This window comes from Streptomyces justiciae, from assembly GCF_015163075.1.
Lineage (GTDB): Bacteria > Actinomycetota > Actinomycetes > Streptomycetales > Streptomycetaceae > Streptomyces > Streptomyces justiciae.
Map to the genome: position 1 here is coordinate 80,337 of NZ_JADDXU010000010.1, position 26,596 is coordinate 106,932.

A 26,596-nucleotide genomic window follows, 5' to 3' on the forward strand; every position below is an offset into this window, starting at 1 on the left:
ATCACATGTGGGCGCCGTGGCTCGGCGCGGGCGCCGGGGCGTGGGCGATGAGGTGGCGTACGAGGGTGAGCAGGGTCTGGACTCCTGAGCTGGAGATCCGGGCGTCGCAGCGGACGACGGGGATCTCCGGGGCGAGGTCGATGGCGGCGCGGACCTCCTCGGGGTCGTAGCGGTACGAGCCGTCGAACTCGTTGATCGCGACGATGAATCCGAGGCCGCGCTGTTCGAAGAAGTCGACGGCCGCGAAGCAGTCCTCCAGGCGCCGGGTGTCGGCGAGGATGACCGCGCCGAGCGCGCCCTCCGAGAGCTCGTCCCACATGAACCAGAACCGCTCCTGCCCGGGCGTGCCGAACAGGTACAGCACATGTTCCGGGTCGAGGGTGATCCGGCCGAAGTCCATGGCGACGGTCGTCTCGACCTTGTTCTCGATGCCGTCGAGGTTGTCGGTCGCGGCGCTGACCGTGGTGAGCAGTTCCTCCGTGCTGAGCGGGGCGATCTCACTGACCGCGCCCACGAAGGTCGTCTTGCCTACTCCGAAGCCTCCGGCCACCAGGATCTTGAGTGCGGTGGGGAAGGGATCAGAGCTGTCGTCGTAGTCCATCGAGCACTGCCTCCAGAAGGGCCCGGTCAGTGGGGTTGTGGTGGAACTCCGGGGGTTTGGTGGTGAGCGCCCCGCAGTCGACGAGGTCCGACAGCAGCACCTTGGTGACCGCGGCCGGCAGCTTCAGATGTGCGGCGACCTCGGCGACCGAGACCGGCGCGCGGCACAGGTCGAGCGCCTGCGTGTGCTCGGGGCCGAGGTAGCCGAGAGGGGTGGCGCCGGTGGCCATCACCTGCGACAGGAGGTCGAGCGCGACGGTCGGCCTGGTACGGCCGTTGCTGACCGTGAAAGGGCGCACCAGGCGTCCGGCCGCGTCGTCGAGCCAGGGCCCGTCGCCGGCCGCCGCCACGCTCAAGGCCTCATCACCGGGGACGCCGGGGACTCGACGGCGTGCTGCCGGGGCGCGGTCACCAGGTAGGGGCGGACACTCTTGACCAGCATGGCCATCTCGTAGCCGAGGACGGCCGCGTCGGCCTCACGCCCGGCGAGCACGGCGAGACAGGTACCGGAGCCCGCGGTGGTCACGAACAGCAGGGTGGAGTCGAGCTCCACGACCACCTGACGGACGTCTCCGCCGTCCCCGAAGCGGACGCCGGCACTGCGGCCGAGCGAGTACAGGCCGGAGGCCAGGGCGGCCATGTGGTCGGCGCTGTCGGTGTCGAGCCCGTGGACCGACTTCACGAGCCCGTCGCAGGACAGCAGGACCGCGCTGGTGGTGTGCGGTACGCGCTGCACGAGGCCGCTCATCAGCCAGTCGAGATCGGATACATGGCCGGTCGGCGCTTCGCTCGCCATGGTGGATCGACTCCTTGAGGTACGAAGGTCTGCGGGAGCGCTGGGGGTGGGCGTGGGGGTGGAGGTGCGGGCGTGGGCGGTGGCAGGGGTGGTCATCCGGCTGATGCGCTCCCGTCGTGCCGGGTGGGGGTGTGGTCGGGGCGGGCGTGGGCCGGGCTGGTGTGGTCGGGGCTGGTGTGACCGGGGGCCAGGTGACTCGGGCCCGTGGAGGAGGGACCCGTGTCCGTCAGGCCCATGTCCGTCAGGCCCATGTCCGTCAGGCCCATGTCCGTCAGACCCATGTCCGTCAGACCCATGTCCGTCAGACCCATGTCCGTCAGGCCCGTACGGCTTCGATCGGCGGCGGTGATCGAGTCCGTGTTCATGTGCAGGGCGCCCGTGCGGTGCGGCGTGTCTGTGTGTGATGCGTCCGTGTGCGGCGCGTCCATGTGGGACGGCTCCATGTGGGAAGGCTCCATGTGGGCCGTGCCCATGTGTGTTGCCCCCATCGCATACGCGCTGAGGTCCGTGACCCCGGTGGTCTCCGCCTCCATGTGCTGCTGTGCCTCGGCGAGACCGATGCCGCGTTGGAAGGCCGCCATGAGCCCCGGGTCGTGCCCGGCGAGGTACTCGGCGTCCGGCCGGGGCGCCGCCGGGCCGTCGCGGAGCTGGGGCGCGATGTGCTCCTGGGCGCGGCGCCGGGGCAGTTGGGGCTTGCCCATGGTGCCGCGGACGGTGCCGGTGCGCGGGGTGGGCGGCATGGCGGCGCTCTGCTCGACGATCCGCCGGTCGTCGGGCCGGATGCCCGGTACGGCCTCCGCCGGGTTGGGCCGCTCCTGCTGACTGCCGCGCACGGGCAGCGGTACGGCGGGCTCACCCCCGTTCGCCGCCGCTCCCGAGCTGCGCGGAGCCTCCGGCTGCCGAGCGGACCGTACGACGGGACCGGCGCCGGGAACGACCCGCTGCGGCTCGGTGTCTCCGAGAGCCCCCGGCCCGGCCCCCTCCGGCGGATACTGCGGCGGCGGCACTGAGCTGCCCGGCGCGCCCGGTACCGGAATGGTCGGCCGTACGTCTCCCGCCGTACCGCGAGCCGATCGCGGCGCCCCGCCCTGCGCCGGACCCACGCCCGCTCCCCCGCCACCGGGCCCGGCGACTCCCGTTCCGTCCGAGGCCCCGGGTACGACCCCGGGCGCACCCGGCTCCGCGCCCAACAGCCCCTGCGGTACGACGAGTACGGCCTGGACGCCGCCGTAGATGTTGGTCTGGAGCCGGACGTTGATGCCGTGCCGCCGGGCGAGCTGCGAGACCACGAACAGTCCGATGCGGCCGTCCGCCAGCAGGCTCCCCACGTTGACCTGGTCGGGGTCGGTGAGCAGGGCGTTCATCTTGTTCTGCTCGGCGACGGGCATGCCGAGGCCGCGGTCCTCGACCTCGACGGCGAGCCCGGAGGTGACGAGGTTGGCGCGCAGCAGCACTTGGGTGTGCGGGGCGGAGAACACCGTGGCGTTCTCGACGAGTTCGGCGAGCAGGTGGATGACGTCGGCGACGGCGTGCCCGCGCAGGGTGCCGTCGATGGGCGGCACGAGTTTGACGCGGGAGTACTGCTCGACCTCGGCGATGGCCGAGCGCAGCACCTCGGTCATGGAGACGGGGTGGCTCCACTGCCGGCGCGAGACGGCGCCGCCGAGCACGGCGAGGTTCTCGGCGTGGCGGCGGATGCGGGTGGCGAGGTGGTCGACGTGGAAGAGGCCCTTGAGGAGGTCGGGGTCCTCGATCTCGTTCTCCAGCTCGTCGAGGATCGAGATCTCCCGGTGCACCAGCGACTGCAGGCGCCGGGCGAGGTTGAGGAAGACCTCCAGCTTCTGCTCGCTGCCCGCCTGGCTGGACAGTTGGGCGGCCTGGACGACGGCGGTGACGGCGCCGTCGTGGGCGCGGGCCAGGTCGGCGGCGAGCAGGTCGAAGTCGTCGGCGCCGTCCGGCGGGCCGCCGCGCGGTGTGCGCTGGGGCGGCCCGTCGCCGCGCCGCAACGCCTCGACGAGGGCCCGCAGATCGGCCTCGCCGCGTGCGGTGCTGCGGCGCAGGGCGCCGATGCGGTCGTTGACCGACTTGGCGGCGCGGTCGGCGGCGACGGCGGCGATGAGGATGCCGGCGAGTGCCACGGAGACCGCGCCGGCGAGGACGCCCCAGAAGGTGAGTCCGGGCCGGGCGCCGGTGGAGCGGACGGTGAAGAGGACGGCCGCGGAGGCGGCGAGGGCGACCGCGATGGGCGGCAGCACGGCGAGCCGCAGCAGCTGGGGCCGTATGTGGGTCTCGGGCAGCGTGGTCGCGGGCCGGGCGGCCGGCCTGCCGTGCCGACCGCCTTCACGGCGGTCTGGGCGTGCCGCCGGTGCGCGGAGCTGAGACATCGGTGTCCTCGTACTGGTCCGGGTACTGGCCCGTCGGGCCTGCTCGCCGGACGGGCTCGCCTGTCCACGGCCGGGCTGGCTCGCGGCCCCGCGGCCGGGCGGGGTCGGGGCCCCGCGGCCGGGCGGATTCGCGGCCCCGCGGCCGGGCGGGGTCGGGGCCCCGCGGCCGGGCGGATTCGCGGCCCCGCGGCCGGGCTGGTTCGCGGGCCCACGGCCGGGCTCCCGGGGCCCGGTGCGTGTTCCCGCCGGTTCCCGGGTGCGCTCGCCACGAGTGGCACGCACTCCGACGCGGTCGTCGGTCACCGGCTTCCCCCGGCTCCCGGTCGCGGTCGAGCTGGGGGGATCCCCATCGCGTCGACTCCCTCCTCCGGTCTGGTCCTCACGACACGGTGTCGGTCGAGAGCGCCGGGATTTCGGCCCTGCGTCGCCCGACGGCCACTCACAGTAGTCGGCAACGCATCATGTGCGGTGGGCAGTTGACAAACTCGTACGGAGAGCGTCCCGCTCTGGTATGAGGCTTCGTACGACAGCCCGATAAGCCCGCTGACGGGCCGTGCAGTTCACTTCAGGGATCGATCAACGCTGGTCAGAGGCGGTCAGAAACGGAGCGCCCGGATCGGCGGCTCACAACGCCCGGCGGCGACCTCCGGCCACGGAAATGCCGCTCGGCAACACCTCCAGGCACGGACGAGCACCCCCATGCGCTTCACTCTCCGTAGCGACCTGAGGGTGCCTCAGCCCCGGGCCTCGGTTCAACGTCCGGTCAGCACTGCCGCTTTGCGGATTCCCGGGCTCGCCGTGGCGATCACCGCGACCAGGAGGGTGGGCCCGGACAGAGCGAGGACTGAGCCGCGAGGGCTGGTGGCGTCCAGCAGCGCACCGGCGAGGAGGGAGCCGAAGGGGATCGCGCCCCAACTCACCAGGAGGACAATGCTCTTGACGCGGGCAAGCATGTCGTCGGGGATGACTTTGTACTGGTAGCCGACGACCACCACGTTCCACACCGGACCCACGAACGCCATCGCAGCCACCAACGGCCCCAGTGTCAGCGGCGTCGGCATCGCGGCGATCGGGATCAGCAGGGCCACCCACAGCCATGTCGCCCCGATCGCCACCGTCCGGGGCGACAGCCGACGCTGGATCCAGGGTGCGGCGAAGGCCCCCGCCAGACCTCCGCAGCCGAAGAAGCCGAGCACGGCGCCCGTGATGCCGGAGGACGCGCCCAGATCACGAGCCAGCACGATGAGGATCAGTGTGAGCGCCTGGAACATGACGTTGGTCAGGGCCACGCAGACGACCGTGACACGGATGAAGGGTTCGCGCAGCAGCCATCGCACGCCGGCGCCCACCTCCCGCCACAGAGGTCTGGCCGGTTCCTTCCGCTCGACCCGCAGGTCGGCCCGAATGAAGGACAGCGTGACCAGAGAGATGACGTAGGACACGGCGTCCGCCAGGAAAGGGAGGGCGTGCGAGACGCCGTAGAGGAAGCCGCCCAGGGGTGGGCCCGCCAGTCCCGCGGCCCGGGACTTCGCCTCCTGCTGGGCCAGCGCCGGCGTGAGTTGTTCCGAGGTGACGAGTGAGGGCAGCACCGACTTCTCGGCCACGCTGAAGAAGACGAAACACGTACCGCCCACGAACCCGGCGACCAGCAAGAGGCCGAAGGTCAGCCGGTCCAGGTAGAGCGCGACGGGGATGCTGCCCAACGCCACGACACGGACGGCCTCGCACCACCACATGACCCGTCTGCGGTCCAGACGGTCCAGCAGCGCCCCGGCGGGCAGATAGAACAGCAGATACGGAAGGGTCGAGACGAAGCCCGCGACACCCGCCTTGCTCGCCGATCCGGTCATCGACAGGACGAGGAGCGGCACGGCGACCGAGGACATCCGGGTGCCCAGCGTCGAGAGCACCTGGCCGGTCCACAGCAGCAGGAAGTCCCTGTTGCGCCACAAGGACTCCGGTGCCGCCGCCTGATCCCGGCCGACTGCCTGGGCCTCCCCTCGCCCCACGCGACCTCCCCCTTCGTACGGACAGCGAGGCCTCTCCCGTCAGCCGGCCGGCCGGGCGGGACGCCTCGCCGGCCCGATGGACAGGTAGAACAGGCACCCCATGACCCACCGAACGGCGACGCACGCCGGGGCACGTCCCATCAGCCCGATCGAGCAGCGGAGCGCGCCTCGTCAGCCCGGCGCGACAGCGGCGAGCGCGCCTCGCCAACCTGGCCCGGCAGCGGAGAGCGTGCCTCCCCAGCCCCGCATCGGAGAGCGCGCCTCGTCAGCCCGCCGGCACCGTCTCCGGCTCCCCGCTCCCCTCACCCTCCGAGCCCGCCGCGTCCTCCTGGGCCCGCGCCGCCCCCTCGGACGTCGTCTTGATCGCGACCTCCGTGACCAGCTCAGCCGCAGGCCATCCACCGGAGGGCGCCGCCGCGGCCGTACGCCACCACGGCTCCACCGGCACACCCTCGCCCGTCGGCTCGAACGGCTCACCCGGACGCGGCAGGGCGATGCGCGTGCCCTGCGCGCGGGCCGCCGCGATCGTGCCCTCCCCCGGCTCCGCCCACGCGTGCGTGGCCAGATTGAAGGTGGCCCAGTGGATCGGCAGCATGAGGCCGGCCGACGGGCCGCCCTGGAGGTCGAGGTGGGCGCGCATGCCCTCCTCCGGCGTCATGTGGATGTCCGGCCAGAAGTCGCTGTACGCGCCGATCTGGATCATCGTCGCGTCGAACGGGCCGTGCTCGGCGCCGATCTCCTTGAAGCCGTCGAAGTAGCCGGTGTCGCCGCTGTGGTAGACCCGGTGGGCCTCCCCCTCGACGACCCAGGACGCCCAGAGCGTGTGCTGGGTGTTGCGCAGGCCGCGGCCGCAGAAGTGGCGGGCCGGAGTGGCGGTGAGGGTGAGGCCGCCGACCTTGGTCGCCTCGTGCCAGTCCAGCTCGCGCAGCCGGTCGGCGGAGACGCCCCAGTGTTCGAGGTGGGCGCCCACGCCGAGCGGCACGGCGAACAGGGTGTCCGTGTCGGCCAGCGCCTTGATGGTGGGCATGTCCAGGTGGTCGTAGTGGTCGTGGGAGATGACGACCACGTCGACCGGTCCGAGCGCGGCCAGCGGCAGCGGCACCGGGTGGAGCCGCTTGGGGCCTGCGAACGGGAACGGGGAGCAGCGCTCGCCCCAGACCGGGTCGAAGAGCACCCGGTGCCCGTCGATCTCGGCGAGCACGCTGGAGTGGCCCATCCAGGTCAGCCGCAGCCCGGTGACGGGCGGCTTGGCGATGTCGGCGAGGGTGGTGGGATGCACCGGAATCGTGCCCTTGGGAGAGCGGCGCGGGCGCTCGTCCTTGTCGAAGAAGACCTTCGCGAACTCCAGGGTCGATCCGGAGGGCCGGATGCGGGCCTCGCCGCCGGGGTTCTGGAAGACCCCGTCCTTGAAGTGGGGCGATCTGCGGATGCGGGCGAGGCGCTCACCGCTCGGGTCCACACCGAAGGCATCGGGCTGCAGGCTGTGGAGCCCGGAGCTCAGGGAACCGAAAACGGACACGGTACCTCCAGGTGGAGTCGGTGAGGTCTTCCATTATGGTCGGCCTCTCCGACAAACCAGGATCACCCTGGTCACGGCTGCGTGAACGGGGTCTCGGCCTCGCCCCACGCCGTGACGTCCACCTCGTCGCCGACCGCCACCTTCCCCTGCCGCAGCACGGAGAACTTCGCGCCGAACACCGTGCCGACGGCTCCGCGCCGGTAGGCGGCCAGGGTGCGGATGGGTTCGGGGCCGGCCTTGGCGCCGCGTTCCTGGTCCACCAGGGTGACGGCACAGCGGATGGCGAGCTTCGCGTAGGCCAGTTCGGTGTCGCCGATCCGCATGCGGTGGGCGCGGTCCTCGGTGTGGGGTACGTCCCAGCCGCCGATCACGATGTTGGGGCGGAAGCGGTTCATGGCCAGGGGTTCCGCGCCGCGTTCGGCGAGCTTCCCGTTGAGCAGGTCGAGGCTGGACCGGGACAGGACGTGCAGGGCGCCGCTGTCCGCCCAGCCGGCGGTTCCCGGTGTCCTGCCGTCGGTCACCCGGTCGTGCTCCGGCGGCACCCGCACGAGCCTGCTCGGGACGCCGAGCACCTCGGTGAGCCACCGCGCGACGGTGTCGCCCTGGTCGATGCCCCGGTACGGCTTCCCGAACAGCTCGACCGGTCGCCGTACGCCGGTGATGTCGACGTCGACGGCCACCTCCCCGTGGTCCGGCGCCCGGAGCGTGAGCCGCTCGCCGGCGCTGTCGACGCCGGGCTGGATCAGCGCGAGCGTGGGGTCACGCCGCTGCGTCCGGAACACCCCCTCCTCGCTGACGACCATGAAGGAGCGGTCGTGGGCGAGCCCGGCCGGCGTCACCACCGCCTCGCTCGCCGAGATCCCGGCGCATCCCTTCACCGGGTAGTACGTCAACTCGACGACCGTGGCCATGCCCGCCCCCTCCGGCGATCAGTACGTTCCCAAAAGGAACCCGAAGAGGAACCTATCGACGGCGCCCGGTGCGCTGTCAATCGCGTTTCCCCCGGATTGACAGCGCACGGGGCATGTCAAGAAGATACTGACTCGCTATTCAGTAATAGTCCCAGGAGCCCCCATGACCACCCCCCTGCTGTCGCTCACCTGGACCGACCACGTCACCGGCCGCCAGGGCTTCCTGGTCGTCGACCGGCTGGTGCGCGGTGTCTCCAGCGGTGGGCTGCGGATGCGCGAGGGCTGCACCCTGGAGGAGGTCACCGGACTCGCCCGCGGCATGACCATGAAGGAGGCGCTGCACTACAACCCCCAGGGCCGTTACGTCCCGTTGGGCGGCGCCAAGGGCGGCATCGACTGCGATCCCCGGGACCCGGCGGCGTACGCCCTGCTCGTGCGCTTCCTGCGCGCGATGCGACCGTACGTCGAGAGCTTCTGGACCACGGGTGAGGACCTCGGCCTGACTCAGGACATGGTGGACCGGGCGGCGGCCGAGGCGGGGCTCGTCTCGTCGATCCAGGCCGTCTATCCGCTGCTGGACGACGAGAAGGCGGCCCGGAAGCGGCTCGCGGACGCGTTCGCGGTCGAGGTGGACGGCATCGGGCTCGACGAGCTGGTCGGCGGCTGCGGGGTCGCCGAGTCGGTGCTCACGGCCCTGGACCGGGCCGGGGTGCCGTACGCCGGGACGCGGGTCGCCGTGCAGGGGCTCGGCACGATGGGCGGGGCCACGGCGAGGTTCCTCGCGCGCGCGGGCCTGACGATCGTCGCCGTCGCGGACGTCAAGGGCACGATCGCCAACCCCGAGGGGCTGGACGTCGAGGCGCTGCTCGCCGCGCGGGACGCCTTCGGCACCGTCGACCGTGCCGTGCTCCGGCCCGGCGACCGCGAACTGCCGGGCGATGCCTGGCTGTCCGCCGATGCGGAGGTGCTGGTGCCGGCCGCCGTGTCGTACGCGATCGACGCCGCCAACCAGGAGCGGATCACCGCCCGTTGGATCGTCGAGGCGGCCAACATGCCCGTCCTGCCCGCGGCGGAGGCGCTGCTGGCCGCGCGGGCCGTCACGGTACTGCCGGACGTGGTCGTGAACTCCGGTACGAACGCCTGGTGGTGGTGGACCCTGTTCGGCGACATCGGCGCCGACGCGGACGAGGCGTTCACCCACACCCGCCGTTCCATGCGCGCCCTGGTCGACCAGATGCTGGCCCGCGCGGAAACCGACGGGACGTCCCCGCGGGCCGCCGCACACGCGATCGCCGCGGACCGGCTTCCGGTGATCGCCGAGCGGTTCGGGTGGTACCGGTAGCGCCGGAGGTCGCGTCTCCCGGCCCACCGGCACGGAATAGGGTGAGCGCGTGGCGAGAGTGCGGTTGAGTGTGGCCGAGCGGCGCGAGGAGTTGCTGCGGGCCGCCATCGGGCAGATCGAGGAGCGGGGCGTGGCGGCGGTCAGGATCGCCGACGTGGCCTCGTCGCTCGGGGTGAGCAACGCGCTGGTGCTGTACCACTTCTCGACCAAGGAGAAGCTGGTCGCCGCCGCGTTCGCCTACGCCGCCGAGGACGACCTCGTCCAGCTGCGCAAGCTGCTCGGCCGCCGCACGACGGCGCTACGACGGCTGCGGTCGGCCGTGCGCTGGTACGCGCCCACGGGGCAGGCCAAGGGCTGGCGGCTGTGGATCGAGGGCTGGGCGGCCGCCTTGCGCGAGCCCGCCCTCCAGGAGGTCACCCGCGAGCTCGACAAGCAGTGGAAGGCGGCGATCGCCGAGGTCATCGCGGAGGGCGTGGCCGCGGGCGAGTTCCGGTGCCCGGACCCGGCCGCGTCGGCCCTGCGGCTGACCGCCCTGCTCGACGGACTCGCCGTCCAGCTGACGTCGTACCCGGGTGCCGTGTCCCGGGCGCGGGCCCAGGAGTGGGCGGACGAGGCACTGGCCCGGGAACTGGGGCTGGGGGCCGACACGTTGAGCGCCCAGGAGCGCTGAAGGCGGCGGCCCACCCCAGAGCACATGGCTCAGGTCAGTTCGTACACCGCCGTGACCGTCGCCGTCGACTTGATCTCCCCGGGCGCCAGCGGTACTCCGCTGAACCCGGCCGACGCGTCCGCGGAGACCGGCGGGGACGGGGCGAAGTAGCCGGTGCCGCCCTCGTTCAGGGAGACGAGGCGGCCTAGGTGGAGGCCGCTGAGGCGGGCGTACTGGGCGGCTTTGCCGCGGGCGTCGTCGTGCGCGGCCTTGCGGGCGCGGGCCTGGAGCGGGCGGCGGTCCTCGAGGTCGAAGACGACGGAGTTGATGCGGCCCGCGTCGCCGGTGGCGTCGGTGATGGCCTGGAGGAGCGCGCCGGTGGCGGCCGGCTCGCGGACCTTGATCGAGAAGGACTGGGCGGCCTGGTAGCCCTTCAGCGTGGACTCGCCGTCCGTGTAGTCGTAGACGGGGCTGAGGGAGACGTTCTCGGTACGGATGTCCCGGTCGGCGACGCCTTGGGCGCGTACCGCCTTCAACAGCGCGGCGGACGCCGTGTTCTGCGCCTTCAGAGCGGCCTGCGTCGTCTTGGCGACGGCCTCGACCCCGGCGCCGACCAGTGCGATGTCGGGCTCGCCGACCGCACTGCCCTCGCCGGTCACGGTGACGGTGGCGGGTGCCGCGGCGACGGCGATCGCGGGAGCGTGGCCGCCGGTGCCGGCCGCGAGGGCCGCCGGGGCCACGACGGTGGGCAGGCCCAGGGCGAGGAGGGTCACGGCGAACGCCGCGACCGGCGTACGGGGAACGGGCATGCGCGTCCGGTCCTTCCGAGGTGGGGATGACAGTGCGGTCATCCCAACACCGCGTCACGAACCGGACCGCACACCACTCCCGCGCGGTCACCTCACTGGTGGATCACGCGCCCGCTCAGGCCACCTTGCCGATCCGCATCTTGATGTCGTCCGGCGACAGCGCACCCTTGGCCGTCACATGGTCGCCCGAGGACTCGCCCCGCAGCCGCCGCCCGATCCACGGCACCAGGTACTCCCGCGCCCAATGGACGTCGTCGCGCCGCACGTCGAGCGTGCCGCGGGGCGGCAGCGGGGGCCACGGCTGGTCGGGGTCCGCGGGGACCTCCAGACCGAGCACCTGGCCCGCGCGGAGCGCCACGCGCGTGTGCCCCTCGGGAGAGAGGTGGAGCCGGTCGCCGTCCCAGGCCCGGCGGTCCTGCACGGTCTTCAGCGACCACAGGTCGAGCACGGGACAGCCGTACCGGTCGGCGATGGCTCGCACATGCCCGTTGTACGTCGCGATCTTGCCGCGCAGATGCTTGAGCACCGGCACGCCGCGGGTGTCGAAGCCGGTCGTCACCATGACGGTGCCGGCGACGGAGGTGAGCCGTTCGATCGCCCGCTCGAAGCGCTCGGCGACCTCGTCGGGGTCGGTGCCGGGTCGGATGATGTCGTTGCCGCCCGCGCAGAAGGAGACCAGGTCGGGGGCGAGTTCCAGGGCCTTCGGGAGCTGGTCCTCGACGATCTGGTCGAGGAGCTTCCCGCGCACGGCGAGGTTGGTGTACCGGAAGTCGCCCTCGGGCCGCCGGTCCGCGAGAAGCACCGCGAACCGGTCGGCCCAGCCGACGAAGGCCCCGTCGGGGCCGGGATCGCCCACGCCCTCGGTGAAGCTGTCCCCCACCGCAACGTACGACCCGATCACTGCTCTGCTGTCACTCTTCGAATCGTCTGCCACATCGGCCCATGATTCCCCTTCGAATGTGACCTACGCGACCGTAAGGAAGGGTTGACGTGCGGTGAGATAAGCCACTCCTAAAGTGTTGGCCAAGCCCGGAATACCTCTCCGATCAGGGATGTTGTGGGCTCAACCGCCACACCCGGAAGTCACCGAAGCGGAAGTGGCTCCAGGTGGTGCGGAAGGCGAAGTGGCCGCTCGTGTACGGCTCCGGGTCGCTGTAGTCGAAGACCAGCTGCCCGTTGACCCACCACCGCTGGGTGGAGCCGTCGGAGACGATCCGGACCCGGTGCGGGGCGTTGGCCGTGAGCAGCGGCTGTGTGTAGTCGTAGACCAGCGGCCGCACCCCGGCCTCGCCGACGTACCGGCGCAGGCGGGTGGTGGTGTTGTAGTTGGCGCCGTAGCCGGAGTAGTACGTCGTGAGGTAGTCGTACTCGGCCAGGGCGCCGCCGCGCTGCGTGGCGAAGAGGTCGTCGGGGGACCGGACGTCGGTGGCGTTCCAGAAGTTGTTGAGGTCGGAGACCCGGTCGTTGACGCCGCCCTCGGACACGGGGGTCGCCGTGTACTCGATGACGTAGGGGCCTTCGAGGCGCTTGCGGAACCAGATCGTCGCGCCGGCCGGGACGTCGGACTCCAGGACGCCTCGGGAAGCGGTGACGGTACCGCCCTTCTCCAGTTCCACGGCCCACTGGCCGAGGCCGTGCCGGAAGTCGTCGTGGGCGAGGAGGCGGCGGTGGCGCGGGATCGCACTCGCGCTGGTGGCGGGCGCGAGGGCCGCGAGTGCGGCACCTGCGGCGAGGGCTCCGAAGGCTCTACGCGTGGTGGTCATGGGAAACGGCTCCTTCCAGAAGGGTGATCAGTCGGTCGGCCACCTTGCGGTGGCCCTGGGCGCTGGGATGGACGGTCCCGTTGAAGTCCCCGTCCGTCAGGGAGAGCCAGTCGGTCGTGTCGACGAACTCGATGCGCCTGTCGGCCAGTTGAGCCACTACGGCCGCGATGTCCTCGGCGTGCGAGCCGTTGAACGGCCGCAGCGCGAGGATGCGCGCGTGCGGTGCCGCGGTCCGCAGCTGGTCGAGGTAGGTGCGGTAGGCAGCACGGAACTCCGTCGAGCCCCACGCGGTGTCGTTGGTGCCCTGGTTCACCACGATCACATCGGCGTGACGGTCCGAATCCGCCTTGGAGCCCGCGTAGTTCCAGCCGTACGCGTCGGACGCCGCCGGCACTCCCCCGTTGCCCGTCTGGATCACGCCCTGCCGCCCGAAGCCGACCTGGGTCAGGGAGGCGTGCAGCGCGTCGGCGACCAGCGTCGGATACGCGGCGGTGCCGTCGGCGCAGTCGGAGGTGTTCACCTCGCACAGGGCCATGACGCCCTGGGTGATGGAGTCGCCGTAGAAGACGAACCGCGGACTGTGCACAGGGTGTTGCGGCAACAGCCGCCCGCGCACACCGGTCAGCACGACGCCGGTCTCCAGGGGCGGGGTCCACCGGTTCGCACGGGAGAACACGTCCTTCACCGACAGCTCGACCCGGTGCGGGCCGCGCCCGGCCGCGGTGATCTCGATGTCCTCGCGGTCGACCGCGTACAGCTGTTTGGGGCCGCCGTCGACCGACACGTAGATCTGTGCGGGCACGGTGATCGACGAGACGTCGAACAGGGCGTGGACGCTGTGCCCGGCGAAGCGGAAGCCCAGCCGGGCACCGGAGTTGACGGTGACCGCCGCTTCCGCGGTGCGGCCCCAGTGGCCCTCGTAGCCGAGGCGCCGGTCGTTCGGCCGTACGAAGTCCTCGGCGGCCGCCACGGGTTGTACCGCTCCCATGACCAGGCCCGCGGTCACCGCCGCGATCAGTCCGGCGCGTCTCATGACGGGATCCGATCGCCGATCAGGGCGAGGTTCTGGATCGCCGCGAGCGCCCACTGGGCCGAGGAGTTGGTGGAGACCCAGGGGATCTCCTCGGTCGTCCGCAGCACGGCCGGCGTCTTGATCGTCACCGGGTTCCAGTCGTTGGACGGGAAGTAGGTGTCGCTGCCGGTGAAGAACTCGTTCCACGCGCGTGTGGCGAGCGTGGGGTCGTTCTTGCGCTGGGCCGCGTAGGCAGTGATCCGGGAGTGCGCGGCGGGCAGCGCCGACTTCCAGGTGGAGCCGGTGAGTTGCCTCTTCTGGGCGTCGGTGGCGTTGTAGTACTGCGCGTAGTTCAGCCAGGCGGTGCGGAACTCGGGCTCCTCGTCGCCGAACAGGGACACGAGTTCGCTGTTGGTCTCGACGAGGCCGAAGACGGCACTGAGGTGCGACACGCTCACCGCCGTGCTCGTCGTGACCGCGAACTTGCCGGTGTCCGCGTCCAGCAGCCCCGTGCCGGTGAAGAAGCCGTTGGGCTGCGCGGCGATCGTCCGCAGCGAGTTGACCAGCTTGGCCTTCGCCTTCTCGGCGTGCGGGCCGCGCCGCTCCCACTCGGTGAGCCAGGCCGCCGAGATGCCGCCCCAGTCGGTGCCGAAGCCGACCGACAGCGCGTGCCGGTCGCCGGGGGTGTAGCCGTCCGTGCGGACCTTGCGCTGCGGGTCGACCTCCAGGAACGTCCGCTCCACGTCGACGAGTTCGGACAGCAGGTCGCCGGTGCGTTCGTCGCCGGTGAGGAAGTAGTAGAAGCGGCGGTTGGCGGCCGTGGAGATGCGGACCTGCTTGGCGCTGTCCGCCCAGTGCTGCACGCCGTGCCGGGTGCCGAGGCCCGCCCACTTGCCGAGGTGGTAGACGTCGACCTCGCCGGTGTGCCGGGTCATCGCCTCCGCGAACCGGAACACCTCGGCGGAACCCGTGCGCAGGAAGTGGTACCAGAGCCAGAGGTCGGTCCCCAACTCCGAGTTGTCCCAGGCGTATCCGCCGACGTCGTAGCGCCAGACGTGCCGGTCGTTGTCGTAGGTGTGCTGGACGTCGCCGTAGTCGAGGAAGCCGTACCAGCGGTGCTGTTCACGCTGGTCGCGGTAGTAGGCGAACAGGCCGTCGAGACGGTCCTCGATCGCCGAACGCGCCTTGTCGGCACGGTCGACGGGCGCCCAGTCGCCGAACACCCCGGCAGCATGCAGCCGTTGGGGCGTGGCGGTGAGGAGCGGCGGGGTCGCGACGGCTGCGGCCTGCGCGGCGAGCACGGTCGCCGTCGGCGTCTTCTCCAGGGCCCAGAAGGTCAGTTCACTGGTGCGGGCGATGCCGTACGGGGTGCCGAAGCCGGGCTCGTAGTCCTCGTACGTGATCTCCAGACCGCCGTCGGACTGCTCCTCGTACGTGTCCTGGCCCAGGCCGTCGTGGTAGAAGCGCAGGTCGAGCGGCTGGGCCTCCGGCGAGTAGAGCCATACGGTGGCCTCGGCGGCGTCTCCCGCGGCCCCGCGTACGTCCAGCTGGGCCGGGTGGCGCTGCCAGAAGTCCCGCAGCCCGAAGGAGAGTCCGCCGCTCGCGCCGCCGACGTAGCCGAAGCCTCCGGCGCGGCGGCCGGCCGCGGCGTGGATCCAGCCGTAGCCCGCCTTGGTGCGCTTGCGGACGGTGTAGCCGTCGGCGTTGGGCTGGGTCAGGGTGTAGTCGCCCCAGGTCGGGATGTAGGCGAGGCGACCGGAGACCCGGGTGTCCCAGGTCGAGGTGTCAGGCAGCCGCTCACCGGCGATCTGGGCCGCGCGCACCGCCGCCCCGGGGTCGCGGCGCAGCCCGGTGATGCCCTGGACGGCCTCGCTGAACAGACCGCCGCCCGAGTCGGCGAACCGCACATGGCGGTCATAGGGCCGGTCGCTCAGCGGCACGGTGAAGCGGACGCCCAGACCGCGCAGGAAGTCCCCCTGGTCCGAGCCCGGCGTCTGCTCGCCGTCCCAGACGAAGGTGTGCACCAGCCGGAAGGAGTCGGCACCGGCGAAGAAGGAGAAGCGCAGGGTGTACGGCAGCCAGTCCCGCCCGCCGCTGCGGTGCCGGCCCTCGACGCGGACGACGGCCCGGACCGGACCGTCCTGCTCCACCTCGACCTTCTCGACCCGGCCGAGGAAGTGCGAGACGTCCGCGCCCTCCCGCACCGACTCCTGGCGCAGGGCGACCAGCTTGCCGTCCCGGGCGATCTCGGCCGACCCACGCCGCACACTCCGTACGACGGTGTCGGAGCCCTTGGCGCCGAACACGGCTGTGATGACGCCGGTCGACACCTCGACGCGGCCCGCGGACCGGGTGACCGTGACCCGCTGCTCCGGCACGGCCGGGGTGCCCGCCGCCAGCTTGTAGGCGGAGGCCTTCGGGGCGCCCGGCGCGAGGGCGTGGGCCGTCCACTTCACCGAGCCGTCGGGCCAGTAGCCGGTGACCCAGCTCTGGACGGGCACCTCGTCGCCCGCGGCGGTCGTCAGCCGGAAGGTCTGCTCCGGCCGGTACGCCCCGCGCGCCCACGGCACGCCCCAGGTGGCTCCGGCGTGGACGTCGGGCGCCACGCCCTCCAGCCAGTGCAGTTCGGTGTCGTCGGCGTCCGCCGCGGCGGCGGTGCGGGACAGGGCCCAGGAGAACTGGGCCGCGGCGGCCGCGGCTGCGGCGCCCTTGATGACGGTGCGTCGGTCGACGCCGGGCACGGGGACCTCCGGGTGCGAGTGCGGATGCGATGGCGAACAGAAAGCGCTTGCATCGCTTCGGAGATCACTGTGGTCCCACCCTCCCCTCCCTGTCGACGGTTTGGACGGCCGCGCCACAAGACCGCAATGAAGCGATCATGAAACGGCAGGACCAAACACCGAAGACCGGACCCGGGGATCGGGATCCGGCCTTCGATGGCATCGGGGGAGGGAGCGTCAGCCGACGCGGCACCCTCAGAAAGGAGCGTCAGCCGACGGCGACGCCCTTCGAGCGGAGGTACGCCACCGGGTCCACGTCCGAGCCGTAGTCCGGCGTCGTCCGGATCTCGAAGTGGAGGTGCGGACCGGTCACGTTGCCGGTGGCGCCGGAGAGGCCGACCTGCTGGCCCTCGGTGACGGTCTGGCCGGACGAGACCGAGAGCGAGGACAGGTGGGCGTACTGCGCGTAGTAGCCGTCGGCGAGCTTGATGACGACCTGGTTGCCGTACGCGCCGCCCCAGCCGGCGGAGACGACGGTGCCCGCGCCCACGGCCTTCAGCGAGGTGCCGGTCGGGACGACGAAGTCGACACCCGTGTGGTAACCGCTGGACCACATGCTGCCGGCCGTGTGGTACGCCGTGCCGACGGTGGCGCCGGAGACGGGAAGCGTGAAGCCGCTGGAACTGGCGGTGCTGGTCGTCTCGCTGCTCTGGGTGGCGGTCGTCTTGTCCGAAGACGACGAGGAAGAGGAAGAGGACTTCTGCGTGCTGCCCGACGTGTCGGCGGACTTCTCCGTGCTCGCCGCCGCCTTCTTGCCCAGCGTGAGCTTCAGGCCGGGGTGGATGAGCGACGGGTCGGACCCGACGGCCTCGCGGTTGTCCGAGTACAGCTTCTTCCAGCCGCCGGTGACGTTCTGCTCGTCGGCGATCTTCGAGAGGTAGTCGCCGGCCTTCACCGAATAGGTGCGCACTGTCGCGGTGTTCGCCGCGTCCTTCTTCTGTGTGGCCTTCTCGGTGACCGTCTTCGCGGCGACCGGAACGGACTGGACGGCCTTTTCCGAAACGGACTGGCCGGTGGCCGCGTGGGCGCCGGTGGCACCCATCAGAGGCAGGGCGAGTGCGGCGCCACCGGTTCCGGCGACGGCGATCGAGCGGGTGAGGCGCTGGGACTTCGGACGGCGGTGCTTACCCTTCGCGGGCATGGCGAATTCCTCTCCGGCGCCTGCGAGGTGAGCTGTCGGGTGCGGACTGGAGATGTCCGGACGCACCGAGGTGCGACTTAACCCCAAGCCTGTTCCGGAAGACCGGTCCAGGCGGTTGTACCTGTGGGTCCCCCGCTCCTGCCGTTCACGGGTGAGTTGTGCGGATTCCGGGCGGCGGCAGGATTGGGCGTCCGTCCGGATTGGTGGCGAACGTAAGCGAGGAAGACGCAAAGGGACAAGTAAGAGGTTCCAGGGTGATTGCGTTCCTCTTGATCCGCTGTGAAATTCACGGTCACCCTCCGTGTTTCGGCGGGCCTTCCCGGAACGCAAACACCCAGCTTTTGAAGGCGAATTACGTGAACATGACGGGCGACTCAGGGTCACCGATATGACGCTGCTCACGTGCCGTTTCCACAGCTTCCCTTATTCCAGAGCGAGTTGGAATGAAGCCTACGGAAGCCGCCAATTCGGACAGAAAGCTCAGATGCGACGCAGCCGTAGAACTGCCGCATCCAGATCGCCCCGCAATCCCACCCGCAGCCCGTGATGCAGCAATACGGCACCTCTGTGAATTTCGCCCGTTTCACGGCATTCATACGACGCTGTCGGGTCGAGTCCGCGCAGCCGCAGCGCCGGAACGGGTTCGCCGTACCGCTGCGACTGGAGCCAGGCGAGGACGACGGCCTCGTCCCCGAGGACGTACTGCACGGCGCTCAGGCCGTCGCCCTGCGGCGCCCGCAGCCGGTACTGGTCGCCGCGCTGCACGAGCGGCCGGATGTCCTTGTAGAGCTCCACCCACTCGCGGGCCTCGGCGAGCTCCTCCTCGGTCCACTGGGTGAGGTCGCCGCCGACGCCGAGCACGCCCGCCATGGCGCTGACGAAGCGGAAGCGCAAGGAGCTGACACGGCCGTTGAGCATGGCGTTCGGACTGTCGGTGACCCAGGCCGCCATCACGCGCGCGGGGTGGATCTGGCTGAAGCCGTGCTGGATGGCGAGCCGGTCGAGCGGGTCGGTGTTGTCGGAGGTCCACACCTGGTCCGTACGGCCGAGGACACCGAGGTCGATGCGGCCGCCGCCGCCCGAGCAGGACTCGAAGGCGACGCCGGGGTGGGCGGCCCGCAGCCGGTCCAACAGGGCGTAGAAGGCGTGCACATGGTCGACCCAGAGCCGCTGCGGATAGGCCTCGCCGGGCCAGCCCGCGTCGGTGAAGCAGCGGTTGAAGTCCCACTTCACGTAGTCGATCGGGGCGCTGGACAGCAGCGCGTCGAGCTGCCCCCACAGGTACTCCTGGACGTCCTCACGCGCGAGGTTGAGGACGAGCTGATTGCGCAGTTCCGTCCGCTTTCGTCCCGGCTGGAACTGCACCCAGTCGGGGTGTGCCCGGTACAGGTCGCTGTCCGGGTTGACCATCTCGGGCTCGACCCAGATGCCGAACTGCATCCCGAGCGCGTGCACATAGTCGGCGAGGGGCTTCAGGCCGCCCGGGAAGCGGTCTCGGTTGACCGTCCAGTCGCCGAGCCCGGCGCGGTCGCTGGTGCGGGCGCCGAACCAGCCGTCGTCGACGACGAACAGCTCGACGCCGATGGCCGCGGCCCGCCGCGCGAGGTTCCCCTGCTGCTCCTCGGAGATGTCGAACTCGGTGGCCTCCCAGGAGTTGAACAGCACCGGCCGGTCCTGGTCGGCCTCCGGGACGACGTACGTCCGCTGGTAGGCGTGCCAGGCCCGGCTGGCGCCGCCGAAACCGCCGTCGCTCCACAGTCCGGCGAAGACGGGCGTGGTGAACGGCTCGCCCGCCGCCAGGCTCAGCAGCCCCGACTCGTCGTATCCGGCGCCGCCGGTGATCTGCACGCGCGTGTCGGGGAGTTGGGCCACCGCGATCCGCCAGGAGCCCGACCAGCCGAGGGCGCAGGCGTAGACCTCGCCGCGCTCCTCCGTGGCGTCGGTGTCGAGGGCGACCCAGGGCAGGTGCTGGTGGCTGGTGTGGCCGCGGCGGCTGCCGATGACCTTCTCACCGTAGGTGAGGGGGGAGCGCACGAGCCGGGACTCGGCGGCCCAGCGGCCGTGCAGCTGGGAGAGCCGCCAGTCCTCGCGGTCGGGCAGGGTCCAGGTGGCGGAGTCGGCGCGAAGCAGCTCCAGGGTGTCCGGCCCCTGGTTCTCCAGGGTCGTCCAGCGCTCCACCACGTCGCCGCGCATGCGGTAGTGCAGCGTGACGACGAGCCCGCCGTCCCGGAAGCGGAGCCGAAGCTCATCGGCGTCGGCGTCGGTCTCGTACGCCTCGAAGCTCCACTCGGTGCCGCGGCGCTCGTCGGTGCGGACCGAAAGGGCGGGGCGGACGAAGCGGGGGCCGCCCTCGACCGGGTACTCCTCGCGTCCGTCGAGCGGGGACTCGAAGGGCCAGTAGTCGGGCAGTGGACGGACCGCGAGCGCCTCGGCGTCGGCCAGCGCGATGGTCGGGCCCCAGTGCAGATGCAGCAGCTCGTCGCCCTCGGTGAGGTGGACGGCGTAGCTGCTGGCGGGCCCGGTCAGGAGCCAGGTGCGGCCGTTGGGGGCGATCTCCAGCATGGAACCTCACAGATGCGAACAGGGTCGAACAGTGGTACTCAAGTACCAACATCATCAAGGGCCGAGGGGCCCGGATGCAACGCCTGTGGACAACTCATTGCCCCAGGAACCCATGTCGTATCGTCGGAAGCGTGCCCGTCGGCGAGCCGCGGCGACGGGGCCGGCTGGGAGGAGCCCCCGTGACGCAGCAGATCCCGTCGACCGAGCCCGAGCTGGCCGGAGTCCGCAACTTCCGTGACGTGGGCGGCCTGCCGACCGAGGACGGCCGGCGGGTGCGGTACGGGGTGCTGTTCCGCAGCGGCCATCTCGCGCACGCGACCGACGAGGACGCCGCGTTCCTGGACTCCCTCGGGCTGCACACGATCTTCGACTTCCGCAACGCCTCGGACCAGAAGCTGGAGGGTCCGGACGTCGAGCTGGCGGGTGTGCGCAATGTGAACCTGCCGCTGAGCGACCCGGCGGACGGCGCGGAGTTCTGGAAGATGGTCCGGGACGGCGAGATCGAGCAGCTGCGCGAGATCCTCGGCGACAACAAGGCGGCGAACCGGATGATCGCCTCGTACCGGAAGATCGTGAAGGAGCGCACCGCGGAGCACGCGCGCGTGCTGCACTCCCTCGCCGAGGACAGCGTCCCGGCGCTGATGCACTGCGCGGCGGGCAAGGACCGCGCGGGTCTGTCGATAGCGGTGACGCTGCTCGCGCTCGGCGTGGAGCGGGAGGCGATCGTCGCCGACTACCTGGAGTCCAACGCCAAGCACCGCCGCTACAAGGTGCACCGCAGCAGCAGCTCGGTCGCCGCCTACTCCCCCGAGGTCATGGAGCTGCTCGCGCCGCTCTTCGACGCCCGCGCGGAGTATCTGGAGGCCGCCTTCGAGACCATCGAGGAGACCTGGGGCGGCGTCGAGGCCTATCTGGAGCAGGGGCTCGGCATCACGCCGGAGATCCGGGAGCGGCTGCGCGAGCGCCTGCTCGACTGACGGTTCACTGCCCGGCGCCCACCTCGAACAGCAGGTAGATGAAGGCCGCGAAGACGTGCCCGACGGCGATGTAGATGATCAGCCGTACCCACAGGGCGCGCGGGAACTTCTCCTCCATGTCGGTCATGGCGTCTCTCCAGGGGTCGGGCCCAGGCACAGGGTGGCCGTGGGGCTCTGCAACAGGGTGTGGACGAAGAGCAGCTCGGTCCCGTCGGGGTCCTGGGCCGCGATGCGGTGCGGGGTGAGCGAGTCGAAGTGCGCGCTGTCGCCGGGTCCGAGCCGGTGCGTGGTGTCCCCGAGCCGCAGCCGGAGGCGGCCGCGCAGCACGTACAGCCACTCCTCGCCGGGATGGACGCGCACGATGTCGCCCTGTGAGCCGTACGGCACCTGCACCCGCAGCGCCTGCATGCCGCGCCCGGCGGCACCGGCCTGCCAGTAGGTCCAGCCGCCGGCGGCGGTCGGTTCCATGTCGGCGGCGCGCACCACGGCGTCCCGTTCGGTGACCGTCTCGCCGAGCAGTTCGGAGACGGTCGTACCGTAGATGCGGGCGAGCGCGAGCAGCATCGGCAGCGAGGGCTGGCGCTGCCCGGTCTCCAGCCGGGAGAGGTGCGCGGGCGAGAGCCCGGCGCTGCGGGCGGCGGCCTCCAGCGTCAGGGAGGCGCGGCGGCGCAGGGCGCGAAGCTGCGGTGCGACGGCGGGCAGGGCGTCGGCAGCCAGGGAGTCGGCAGCCAGGGAGTCGGCCGGGCCCGGCTCGGATTCCGGAGAGCTCATGCTCTCCATTCAGCCGGAGGCTTGCCTCTGCGGCAAATTTCTTGCCTCAGAGGCAAAATCCCCGAGGGGCGGCTACCGGTTGGCCACTGCCTGCTTCACCAGCGTCTTGCCGAAGTCCCACATCAGCCCGCCCCCGCCATGGGCGTCATCCATGATCTCCGTGAAGGCGTCGACGAACCGGTCCACCTCCCGCTCCCCCACGGTCAGCGGCGGAATCAGCTTGATCACCTCCAGGTGATCGCCGGACACCTGCGTCAGAATCCGGTGCCGCTGGAGCAGCGGTACGACGACCATCTGGGCGAACAGCCCCTTGCGCGCGGCCTGGAGCATGGTCCAACGGCTGCGCAGCCCCAGCGACTTGGGCCGCCCGAACTCGATGCCGACCATCAGGCCCCGGCCGCGCACGTCGGCGAGCAGCTCGTACTTGTCGACGAGCGCGGCGAGCCGGGACTTCAGCAGCTCGCCCGTCGCCCGGGCGTTGGCGACGATCTGCTCGTTCTCCATGACGGACAGCACCGCCAGGCCCGCCGCCATGGCCTGCGCGTTGGACCCGAAGCTCGCCGAGTGGACCAGGACGCGGTCGATCGATGAGTAGACCTTCTTGAAGATCCAGTCCTTGCCGAGCGTGGCGCCCACGGGCACATAGCCGCCGGACAGCGCCTTCGCCACGCACACCAGGTCGGGCTCGACGCCGTCCTCGTGCTGGTAGGCGTAGAAGTCACCGGTGCGCCCGAGGCCGGTCTGCACCTCGTCCGCGATGAGCAACGCCTTGTGCTTGTGCAGCAGTTCCTGGGCGGCCCGCAGATAGCCGGGCGGGGCCTCGTGGACGCCCTTGCCCTGGATCGGCTCGACGATCAGGGCGGCGACGTCGCCCTTCTTCAACTCCCTTGCCAGGGCGTCGAGATCACCGAGGGGTACGGCGGTGTCGGGCAGCAGCGGGGCGAAGCCGTCCCGGAAGCCGTCCTCGCCGTTGACCGACAGCGAGCCCGTGGTGAGCCCGTGGAAGGCGTGCTCGCAGTACAGGACGCGGGGCCTGCCGGTGGCGCGGCGGGCGAACTTCAGCGCGGTCTCGACCGCCTCGGTGCCGCTGTTGCCGAAGAACACCCGGTCCAGATGCGGGCTGTACGCGAGCAGCTTCTCCGCCAGCAGCCCGGGCAGCGGCTGGCAGTCGAAGCGGGTGAGGTCGGCGAGGCCGGCGTCGAGGACGTCGTGCAGCGCCTTGCGGACGACGGGGTGATGGCGGCCCAGGCCCATCACCCCGAACCCGGCGAGCATGTCCAGGTAGTCGTTGCCGTCCGCGTCCCAGAAGTAGGCGCCCTCGGCCCGCTCGTAGACCTTGTCGAAGCCGATGGTGTGCAGCATGCGCGGGAGCTGGTGGTTGAGGTACTTGGTGTGCAGCTCGTAGCGCTCGGCTCCGCGCTCGGCGAGGAGTCTGCCGAGGTCGAACTCGGTGGTCATTCGGGTTTCTCCTTGAGTGGGCCGTCGGGCTGCTCCATGTCGGCCAAAGCGCCTTCGGCCTCCTTGACGGTCAGGCTCGCGCTGATCCGTCCGGCGACCTCGACCGGCGTGAGCCCGATGTCGGCGAGCACCTCACCGCGCTTGGCGTGCGCGAGGAACTGCTCCGGGATGCCGAACCGCCGTACCGGTACGTCGACTTCGGCGTCCCCCAGGGCCAGCGCGACCGCCGCGCCGACACCGGCCGCACGGCTGTTGTCCTCGACGACCGCCACCAGACGGTGCTCGGCGGCGAGACCCGGTAGCGCGGGATCGACGGGCTTGACCCAACGGGGGTCCACGACCGTGCAGTTGATGCCCCGCGCCTCCAACAGCTCGGCGGCCTGGAGGCAGACGGGTGCCATGACACCGACGGCCACCATGAGCACCTCGGGCCGTTCCCCGCGGCGCAGCACGTCCATGCCGCCCACACGGTCCACCGCGGGGACCTCGGGGCCGACCGACTCCTTCGGGAACCGCACCAGCGTCGGCGCGTCGTCCACCGCGACGGCCTCCCGGAGCTGCGCCCGCAACTGCTCGGCGTCGCGCGGCGCGGCGATCCGCAGGCCGGGGACGACCTGGAGGATCGACATGTCCCACATGCCGTTGTGAGAGGCGCCGTCGACGCCCGTGACCCCGGCCCGGTCCAGGACGAAGGTGACTCCGCAGCGGTGCAGGGCGACATCCATCAGCAACTGGTCGAAAGCGCGGTTCAGGAAGGTGGCGTACACGGCGACGACGGGATGCAGCCCGCCGGTCGCGAGCCCAGCTGCCGAGACGGCCGCGTGCTGCTCGGCGATGCCGACGTCCCACACCCGGTCCGGGAAGCGTGCGGCGAACTTGCCGAGCCCCACCGGGTGCAGCATGGCCGCCGTGATCGCCACGACGTCCTCGCGCTCCTCCCCGATCCTGACGATCTCGTCGCCGAACACCGAGGTCCAGGAAGGTCCGTTGGACGGTGAGAGGGGCTCGCAGGTGAGCGGGTCCATCACGCCGACGGTGTGGAAGTGGTCCTCCTCGTGCGCCAGGGCGGGTTCGTAGCCGCGCCCCTTCTCGGTGAGGCAGTGGATGAGGACGGGCCCGTGGAAGCGTTTCGCGCGCCGCAGCGCCGACTCGACGGCCCCGATGTCGTGCCCGTCGATCGGGCCGACGTACTTCAGCCCCAGGTCCTCGAAGAGCCCCTGCGGCGCGAAGGCGTCCTTGAAGCCCTTCTTCGCCCCGTGCAGCGCCTCGTACACCGTCATGCCGACGACCGGGGTGCGCTGAAGCACGTCCTTGCCCCAGGCCAGCACCTTCTCGTAGCTGTCGGTCGTGCGCAGGGTGGCCAGGTGGTTGGCGAGGCCGCCGATGGTGGGCGCGTAGGACCGCTCGTTGTCGTTGACGACGATGATCAGCGGCCGGTCCTTGGCGGCCGCGATGTTGTTCAGCGCCTCCCAGGCCATGCCGCCGGTGAGCGCGCCGTCGCCGATGACCGCGACCACGTGCCCCTTCTCTCCCTGCACCTGGCGGGCCTTGGCGAGTCCGTCGGCCCAGCCGAGCGCGGTGGAGGCGTGGCTGTTCTCGACGATGTCGTGCTCGGACTCCTCGCGCGAGGGGTAGCCGGACAGGCCGCCCTTGCCACGCAGCTTGGAGAAGTCCTGACGCCCCGTCAGGATCTTGTGGACGTAGCTCTGATGGCCGGTGTCCCACACGATGCGGTCGACGGGCGACTCGAAGACCCGGTGGAGGGCGATGGAGAGTTCCACCACCCCCAGGTTGGGCCCGAGGTGGCCGCCGGTCCTGGCGACCGAGTGCACCAGGAACTCTCTGATCTCTTCGGACAGTTCACCGAGTTCCGCCTCGGACAGCGCCTTCAGGTCGCGTGGTCCCCGGATGTTCTCCAGAATCGTCACGCTCGGGCCCCCTTCGGTCCGTGCTGTTCAACTCACGGTGACGGCCGGCTCCCCCGACGCGACGCCGTCCTGCTCCATCTGTTCGGCGATCTTCATCGCTTCCTCGATGAGGGTCTCCACGATCTTCGACTCGGGGACGGTCTTGACGACCTCGCCCTTCACGAAGATCTGCCCCTTGCCGTTGCCGGAGGCGACCCCGAGGTCGGCCTCCCGCGCCTCACCGGGGCCGTTGACCACACAACCCATCACGGCTACCCGCAGGGGCACTTCCATGCCCTCCAGGCCCGCCGTGACCTCGTCGGCCAGCTTGTAGACGTCGACCTGGGCGCGCCCGCAGGACGGACACGACACGATCTCCAGCCGGCGTTGCCTGAGGCCCAGGGACTCCAGGATCTGGATGCCGACCTTGACCTCCTCGGCGGGCGGCGCGGACAGCGACACCCGGATGGTGTCGCCGATCCCCCTGCTGAGGAGCGCCCCGAAGGCGACCGCGGACTTGATCGTCCCCTGGAAGGCGGGACCGGCCTCGGTGACGCCCAGGTGCAGCGGGTAGTCGCACTGCTCGGCGAGCAGTTGGTACGCCCCCACCATCACCACGGGGTCGTTGTGCTTCACGGAGATCTTGATGTCCCGGAACCCGTGCTCCTCGAACAACGACGCCTCCCACAGCGCCGATTCGACCAGCGCCTCGGGCGTCGCCTTGCCGTACTTCTGGAGCAACCGCCGGTCCAGCGAACCGGCGTTGACCCCGATCCGGATCGGCGTGCCGTGATCCTTCGCGGCCCGCGCGATCTCCTTGACCTTGTCGTCGAACTGCTTGATGTTCCCGGGGTTGACGCGTACGGCCGCGCAGCCGGCCTCGATCGCCGCGAACACGTACTTGGGCTGGAAGTGGATGTCCGCGATCACCGGGATCTGGGACTTGCGGGCGATGGTGGCCAGTGCGTCCGCGTCGTCCTGCGTGGGGCAGGCGACGCGGACGATCTGGCAGCCGGACGCGGTGAGTTCGGCGATCTGCTGGAGCGTGGCGCCGATGTCGGAGGTGCGGGTCGTCGTCATCGACTGCACCGACACCGGGGCCCCGCCCCCGACCGCCACCGGCCCGACCTGGATCTGCCGCGACACGCGCCGCTCGGCGATCGGCCGGACCGGCATCTCGGGGACGCCGAGGGAGACGGCGGTCAT

Annotated in this window: 22 protein-coding genes and 1 riboswitch; of the genes, 3 read left to right on the forward strand and 19 right to left on the reverse strand. The window is 71.2% G+C overall.

The annotated features are described in order from the left end of the window. Position 1: 1 nt before the first annotated feature. The 7 genes from IQ210_RS26660 to IQ210_RS26690 form a co-directional block, all read right to left on the reverse strand. A complete protein-coding gene (locus tag IQ210_RS26660) occupies positions 2-601 on the reverse strand; it encodes a GTP-binding protein (protein WP_194081664.1) in 600 nt (199 codons plus the stop codon). Further along, positions 579-950 carry a DUF742 domain-containing protein gene (locus IQ210_RS26665; protein ID WP_059194968.1) on the reverse strand — a complete coding sequence of 124 codons (372 nt, stop codon included), beginning with the start codon at positions 948-950 and terminating at the stop codon, positions 579-581. Before IQ210_RS26665 ends, IQ210_RS26660 begins: the two co-directional genes overlap by 23 nt. Positions 951-952: 2 nt before the next feature. Next, positions 953-1,396, reverse strand: a complete 444-nt coding sequence (locus tag IQ210_RS26670) for a roadblock/LC7 domain-containing protein (RefSeq protein ID WP_059194969.1) — start codon at positions 1,394-1,396, stop codon at positions 953-955. A gap of 92 nt (positions 1,397-1,488) precedes the next feature. Continuing rightward, positions 1,489-3,780: a sensor histidine kinase gene (locus IQ210_RS26675; RefSeq protein ID WP_194081665.1), complete on the reverse strand. Its 2,292-nt coding sequence runs from the start codon at positions 3,778-3,780 to the stop codon at positions 1,489-1,491. Positions 3,781-4,532: 752 nt separating this feature from the next. Further along, entirely contained in the window at positions 4,533-5,789 is a 1,257-nt protein-coding gene (locus IQ210_RS26680) for an MFS transporter (RefSeq protein ID WP_194081666.1), read from the reverse strand. A 265-nt stretch (positions 5,790-6,054) separates the two neighbouring features. Continuing rightward, a complete protein-coding gene (locus tag IQ210_RS26685) occupies positions 6,055-7,308 on the reverse strand; it encodes an MBL fold metallo-hydrolase (RefSeq protein ID WP_194081667.1) in 1,254 nt (417 codons plus the stop codon). A 71-nt stretch (positions 7,309-7,379) separates the two neighbouring features. Next, positions 7,380-8,219 (reverse strand): MOSC domain-containing protein, encoded by an 840-nt coding sequence (locus IQ210_RS26690; RefSeq protein WP_194081668.1) that lies wholly within the window; start codon positions 8,217-8,219, stop codon positions 7,380-7,382. 163 nt (positions 8,220-8,382) lie between these two features. On the opposite strand from IQ210_RS26690, the gene IQ210_RS26695 reads away from it, so the two are divergent. Further along, a complete protein-coding gene (locus IQ210_RS26695; protein ID WP_194081669.1) occupies positions 8,383-9,561 on the forward strand; it encodes a Glu/Leu/Phe/Val dehydrogenase dimerization domain-containing protein in 1,179 nt (392 codons plus the stop codon). Positions 9,562-9,610: 49 nt separating this feature from the next. Continuing rightward, positions 9,611-10,231: a TetR family transcriptional regulator C-terminal domain-containing protein gene (locus IQ210_RS26700; protein ID WP_194081670.1), complete on the forward strand. Its 621-nt coding sequence runs from the start codon at positions 9,611-9,613 to the stop codon at positions 10,229-10,231. A 29-nt stretch (positions 10,232-10,260) separates the two neighbouring features. Here the strand turns inward: IQ210_RS26700 and IQ210_RS26705 are convergent, their stop codons facing one another. The 7 genes from IQ210_RS26705 to IQ210_RS26735 form a co-directional block, all read right to left on the reverse strand. Beyond that, positions 10,261-11,019: an SIMPL domain-containing protein gene (locus IQ210_RS26705; RefSeq protein ID WP_194081674.1), complete on the reverse strand. Its 759-nt coding sequence runs from the start codon at positions 11,017-11,019 to the stop codon at positions 10,261-10,263. 115 nt (positions 11,020-11,134) lie between these two features. Next, the gene (locus IQ210_RS26710; RefSeq protein WP_194081886.1) at positions 11,135-11,920 is read right to left on the reverse strand and encodes an SGNH/GDSL hydrolase family protein; all 786 of its coding nucleotides are present in this window, start codon (positions 11,918-11,920) and stop codon (positions 11,135-11,137) included. Positions 11,921-12,065: 145 nt separating this feature from the next. Then, positions 12,066-12,782 (reverse strand): DUF6250 domain-containing protein, encoded by a 717-nt coding sequence (locus tag IQ210_RS26715; protein ID WP_194081675.1) that lies wholly within the window; start codon positions 12,780-12,782, stop codon positions 12,066-12,068. Then, a complete protein-coding gene (locus IQ210_RS26720; protein ID WP_194081676.1) occupies positions 12,766-13,815 on the reverse strand; it encodes a GDSL-type esterase/lipase family protein in 1,050 nt (349 codons plus the stop codon). The genes IQ210_RS26715 and IQ210_RS26720 overlap by 17 nt, the downstream gene beginning before the upstream one ends. Beyond that, complete coding sequence (locus tag IQ210_RS26725; protein WP_194081677.1) at positions 13,812-16,535, reverse strand: exo-rhamnogalacturonan lyase family protein; 2,724 nt, start codon at positions 16,533-16,535, stop codon at positions 13,812-13,814. The genes IQ210_RS26720 and IQ210_RS26725 overlap by 4 nt, the downstream gene beginning before the upstream one ends. 247 nt (positions 16,536-16,782) lie before the next feature. After that, the gene (locus IQ210_RS26730) at positions 16,783-17,715 is read right to left on the reverse strand and encodes a M23 family metallopeptidase (protein ID WP_194081679.1); all 933 of its coding nucleotides are present in this window, start codon (positions 17,713-17,715) and stop codon (positions 16,783-16,785) included. Between the two features lie 2 nt (positions 17,716-17,717). After that, positions 17,718-17,888, reverse strand: a riboswitch (cyclic di-AMP (ydaO/yuaA leader). Between the two features lie 307 nt (positions 17,889-18,195). Then, on the reverse strand, positions 18,196-20,277 hold the full coding sequence (locus tag IQ210_RS26735) for an alpha-galactosidase (RefSeq protein ID WP_194081680.1): 2,082 nt from the start codon (positions 20,275-20,277) through the stop codon (positions 18,196-18,198). 179 nt (positions 20,278-20,456) lie between these two features. Between IQ210_RS26735 and IQ210_RS26740 the strand changes: the two genes are divergently transcribed. Then, positions 20,457-21,254: a tyrosine-protein phosphatase gene (locus tag IQ210_RS26740; RefSeq protein WP_194081681.1), complete on the forward strand. Its 798-nt coding sequence runs from the start codon at positions 20,457-20,459 to the stop codon at positions 21,252-21,254. Between the two features lie 4 nt (positions 21,255-21,258). On the opposite strand, the gene IQ210_RS26745 is transcribed toward IQ210_RS26740, so the two are convergent. The 5 genes from IQ210_RS26745 to ispG form a co-directional block, all read right to left on the reverse strand. After that, positions 21,259-21,381, reverse strand: coding sequence for a DUF6126 family protein (locus IQ210_RS26745; protein WP_079308396.1), 123 nt, complete (start codon positions 21,379-21,381; stop codon positions 21,259-21,261). After that, positions 21,378-22,025, reverse strand: a complete 648-nt coding sequence (locus IQ210_RS26750; protein WP_228048402.1) for a helix-turn-helix domain-containing protein — start codon at positions 22,023-22,025, stop codon at positions 21,378-21,380. The genes IQ210_RS26745 and IQ210_RS26750 overlap by 4 nt, the downstream gene beginning before the upstream one ends. Before the next feature lie 72 nt (positions 22,026-22,097). Beyond that, positions 22,098-23,483 (reverse strand): aspartate aminotransferase family protein, encoded by a 1,386-nt coding sequence (locus IQ210_RS26755; protein ID WP_194081682.1) that lies wholly within the window; start codon positions 23,481-23,483, stop codon positions 22,098-22,100. Continuing rightward, positions 23,480-25,411, reverse strand: a complete 1,932-nt coding sequence (gene dxs / locus IQ210_RS26760) for a 1-deoxy-D-xylulose-5-phosphate synthase (RefSeq protein WP_194081683.1) — start codon at positions 25,409-25,411, stop codon at positions 23,480-23,482. Before dxs ends, IQ210_RS26755 begins: the two co-directional genes overlap by 4 nt. Positions 25,412-25,438: 27 nt before the next feature. Continuing rightward, positions 25,439-26,596, reverse strand: coding sequence for a flavodoxin-dependent (E)-4-hydroxy-3-methylbut-2-enyl-diphosphate synthase (gene ispG / locus IQ210_RS26765; RefSeq protein WP_194081684.1), 1,158 nt, complete (start codon positions 26,594-26,596; stop codon positions 25,439-25,441).

Coding starts and splice junctions, on each gene's coding strand:
- IQ210_RS26660 (WP_194081664.1), bottom strand. CDS start 601: ATGGACTACGACGACAGCTCTGATCCCTTCCCCACCGCACTCAAGATC.
- IQ210_RS26670 (WP_059194969.1), bottom strand. CDS start 1,396: ATGGCGAGCGAAGCGCCGACCGGCCATGTATCCGATCTCGACTGGCTG.
- IQ210_RS26675 (WP_194081665.1), bottom strand. CDS start 3,780: ATGTCTCAGCTCCGCGCACCGGCGGCACGCCCAGACCGCCGTGAAGGC.
- IQ210_RS26690 (WP_194081668.1), bottom strand. CDS start 8,219: ATGGCCACGGTCGTCGAGTTGACGTACTACCCGGTGAAGGGATGCGCC.
- IQ210_RS26695 (WP_194081669.1), top strand. CDS start 8,383: ATGACCACCCCCCTGCTGTCGCTCACCTGGACCGACCACGTCACCGGC.
- IQ210_RS26705 (WP_194081674.1), bottom strand. CDS start 11,019: ATGCCCGTTCCCCGTACGCCGGTCGCGGCGTTCGCCGTGACCCTCCTC.
- IQ210_RS26715 (WP_194081675.1), bottom strand. CDS start 12,782: ATGACCACCACGCGTAGAGCCTTCGGAGCCCTCGCCGCAGGTGCCGCA.
- IQ210_RS26720 (WP_194081676.1), bottom strand. CDS start 13,815: ATGAGACGCGCCGGACTGATCGCGGCGGTGACCGCGGGCCTGGTCATG.
- IQ210_RS26730 (WP_194081679.1), bottom strand. CDS start 17,715: ATGCCCGCGAAGGGTAAGCACCGCCGTCCGAAGTCCCAGCGCCTCACC.
- IQ210_RS26735 (WP_194081680.1), bottom strand. CDS start 20,277: ATGCTGGAGATCGCCCCCAACGGCCGCACCTGGCTCCTGACCGGGCCC.
- IQ210_RS26745 (WP_079308396.1), bottom strand. CDS start 21,381: ATGACCGACATGGAGGAGAAGTTCCCGCGCGCCCTGTGGGTACGGCTG.
- IQ210_RS26750 (WP_228048402.1), bottom strand. CDS start 22,025: ATGAGCTCTCCGGAATCCGAGCCGGGCCCGGCCGACTCCCTGGCTGCC.
- IQ210_RS26755 (WP_194081682.1), bottom strand. CDS start 23,483: ATGACCACCGAGTTCGACCTCGGCAGACTCCTCGCCGAGCGCGGAGCC.
- ispG (WP_194081684.1), bottom strand. CDS start 26,596: ATGACCGCCGTCTCCCTCGGCGTCCCCGAGATGCCGGTCCGGCCGATC.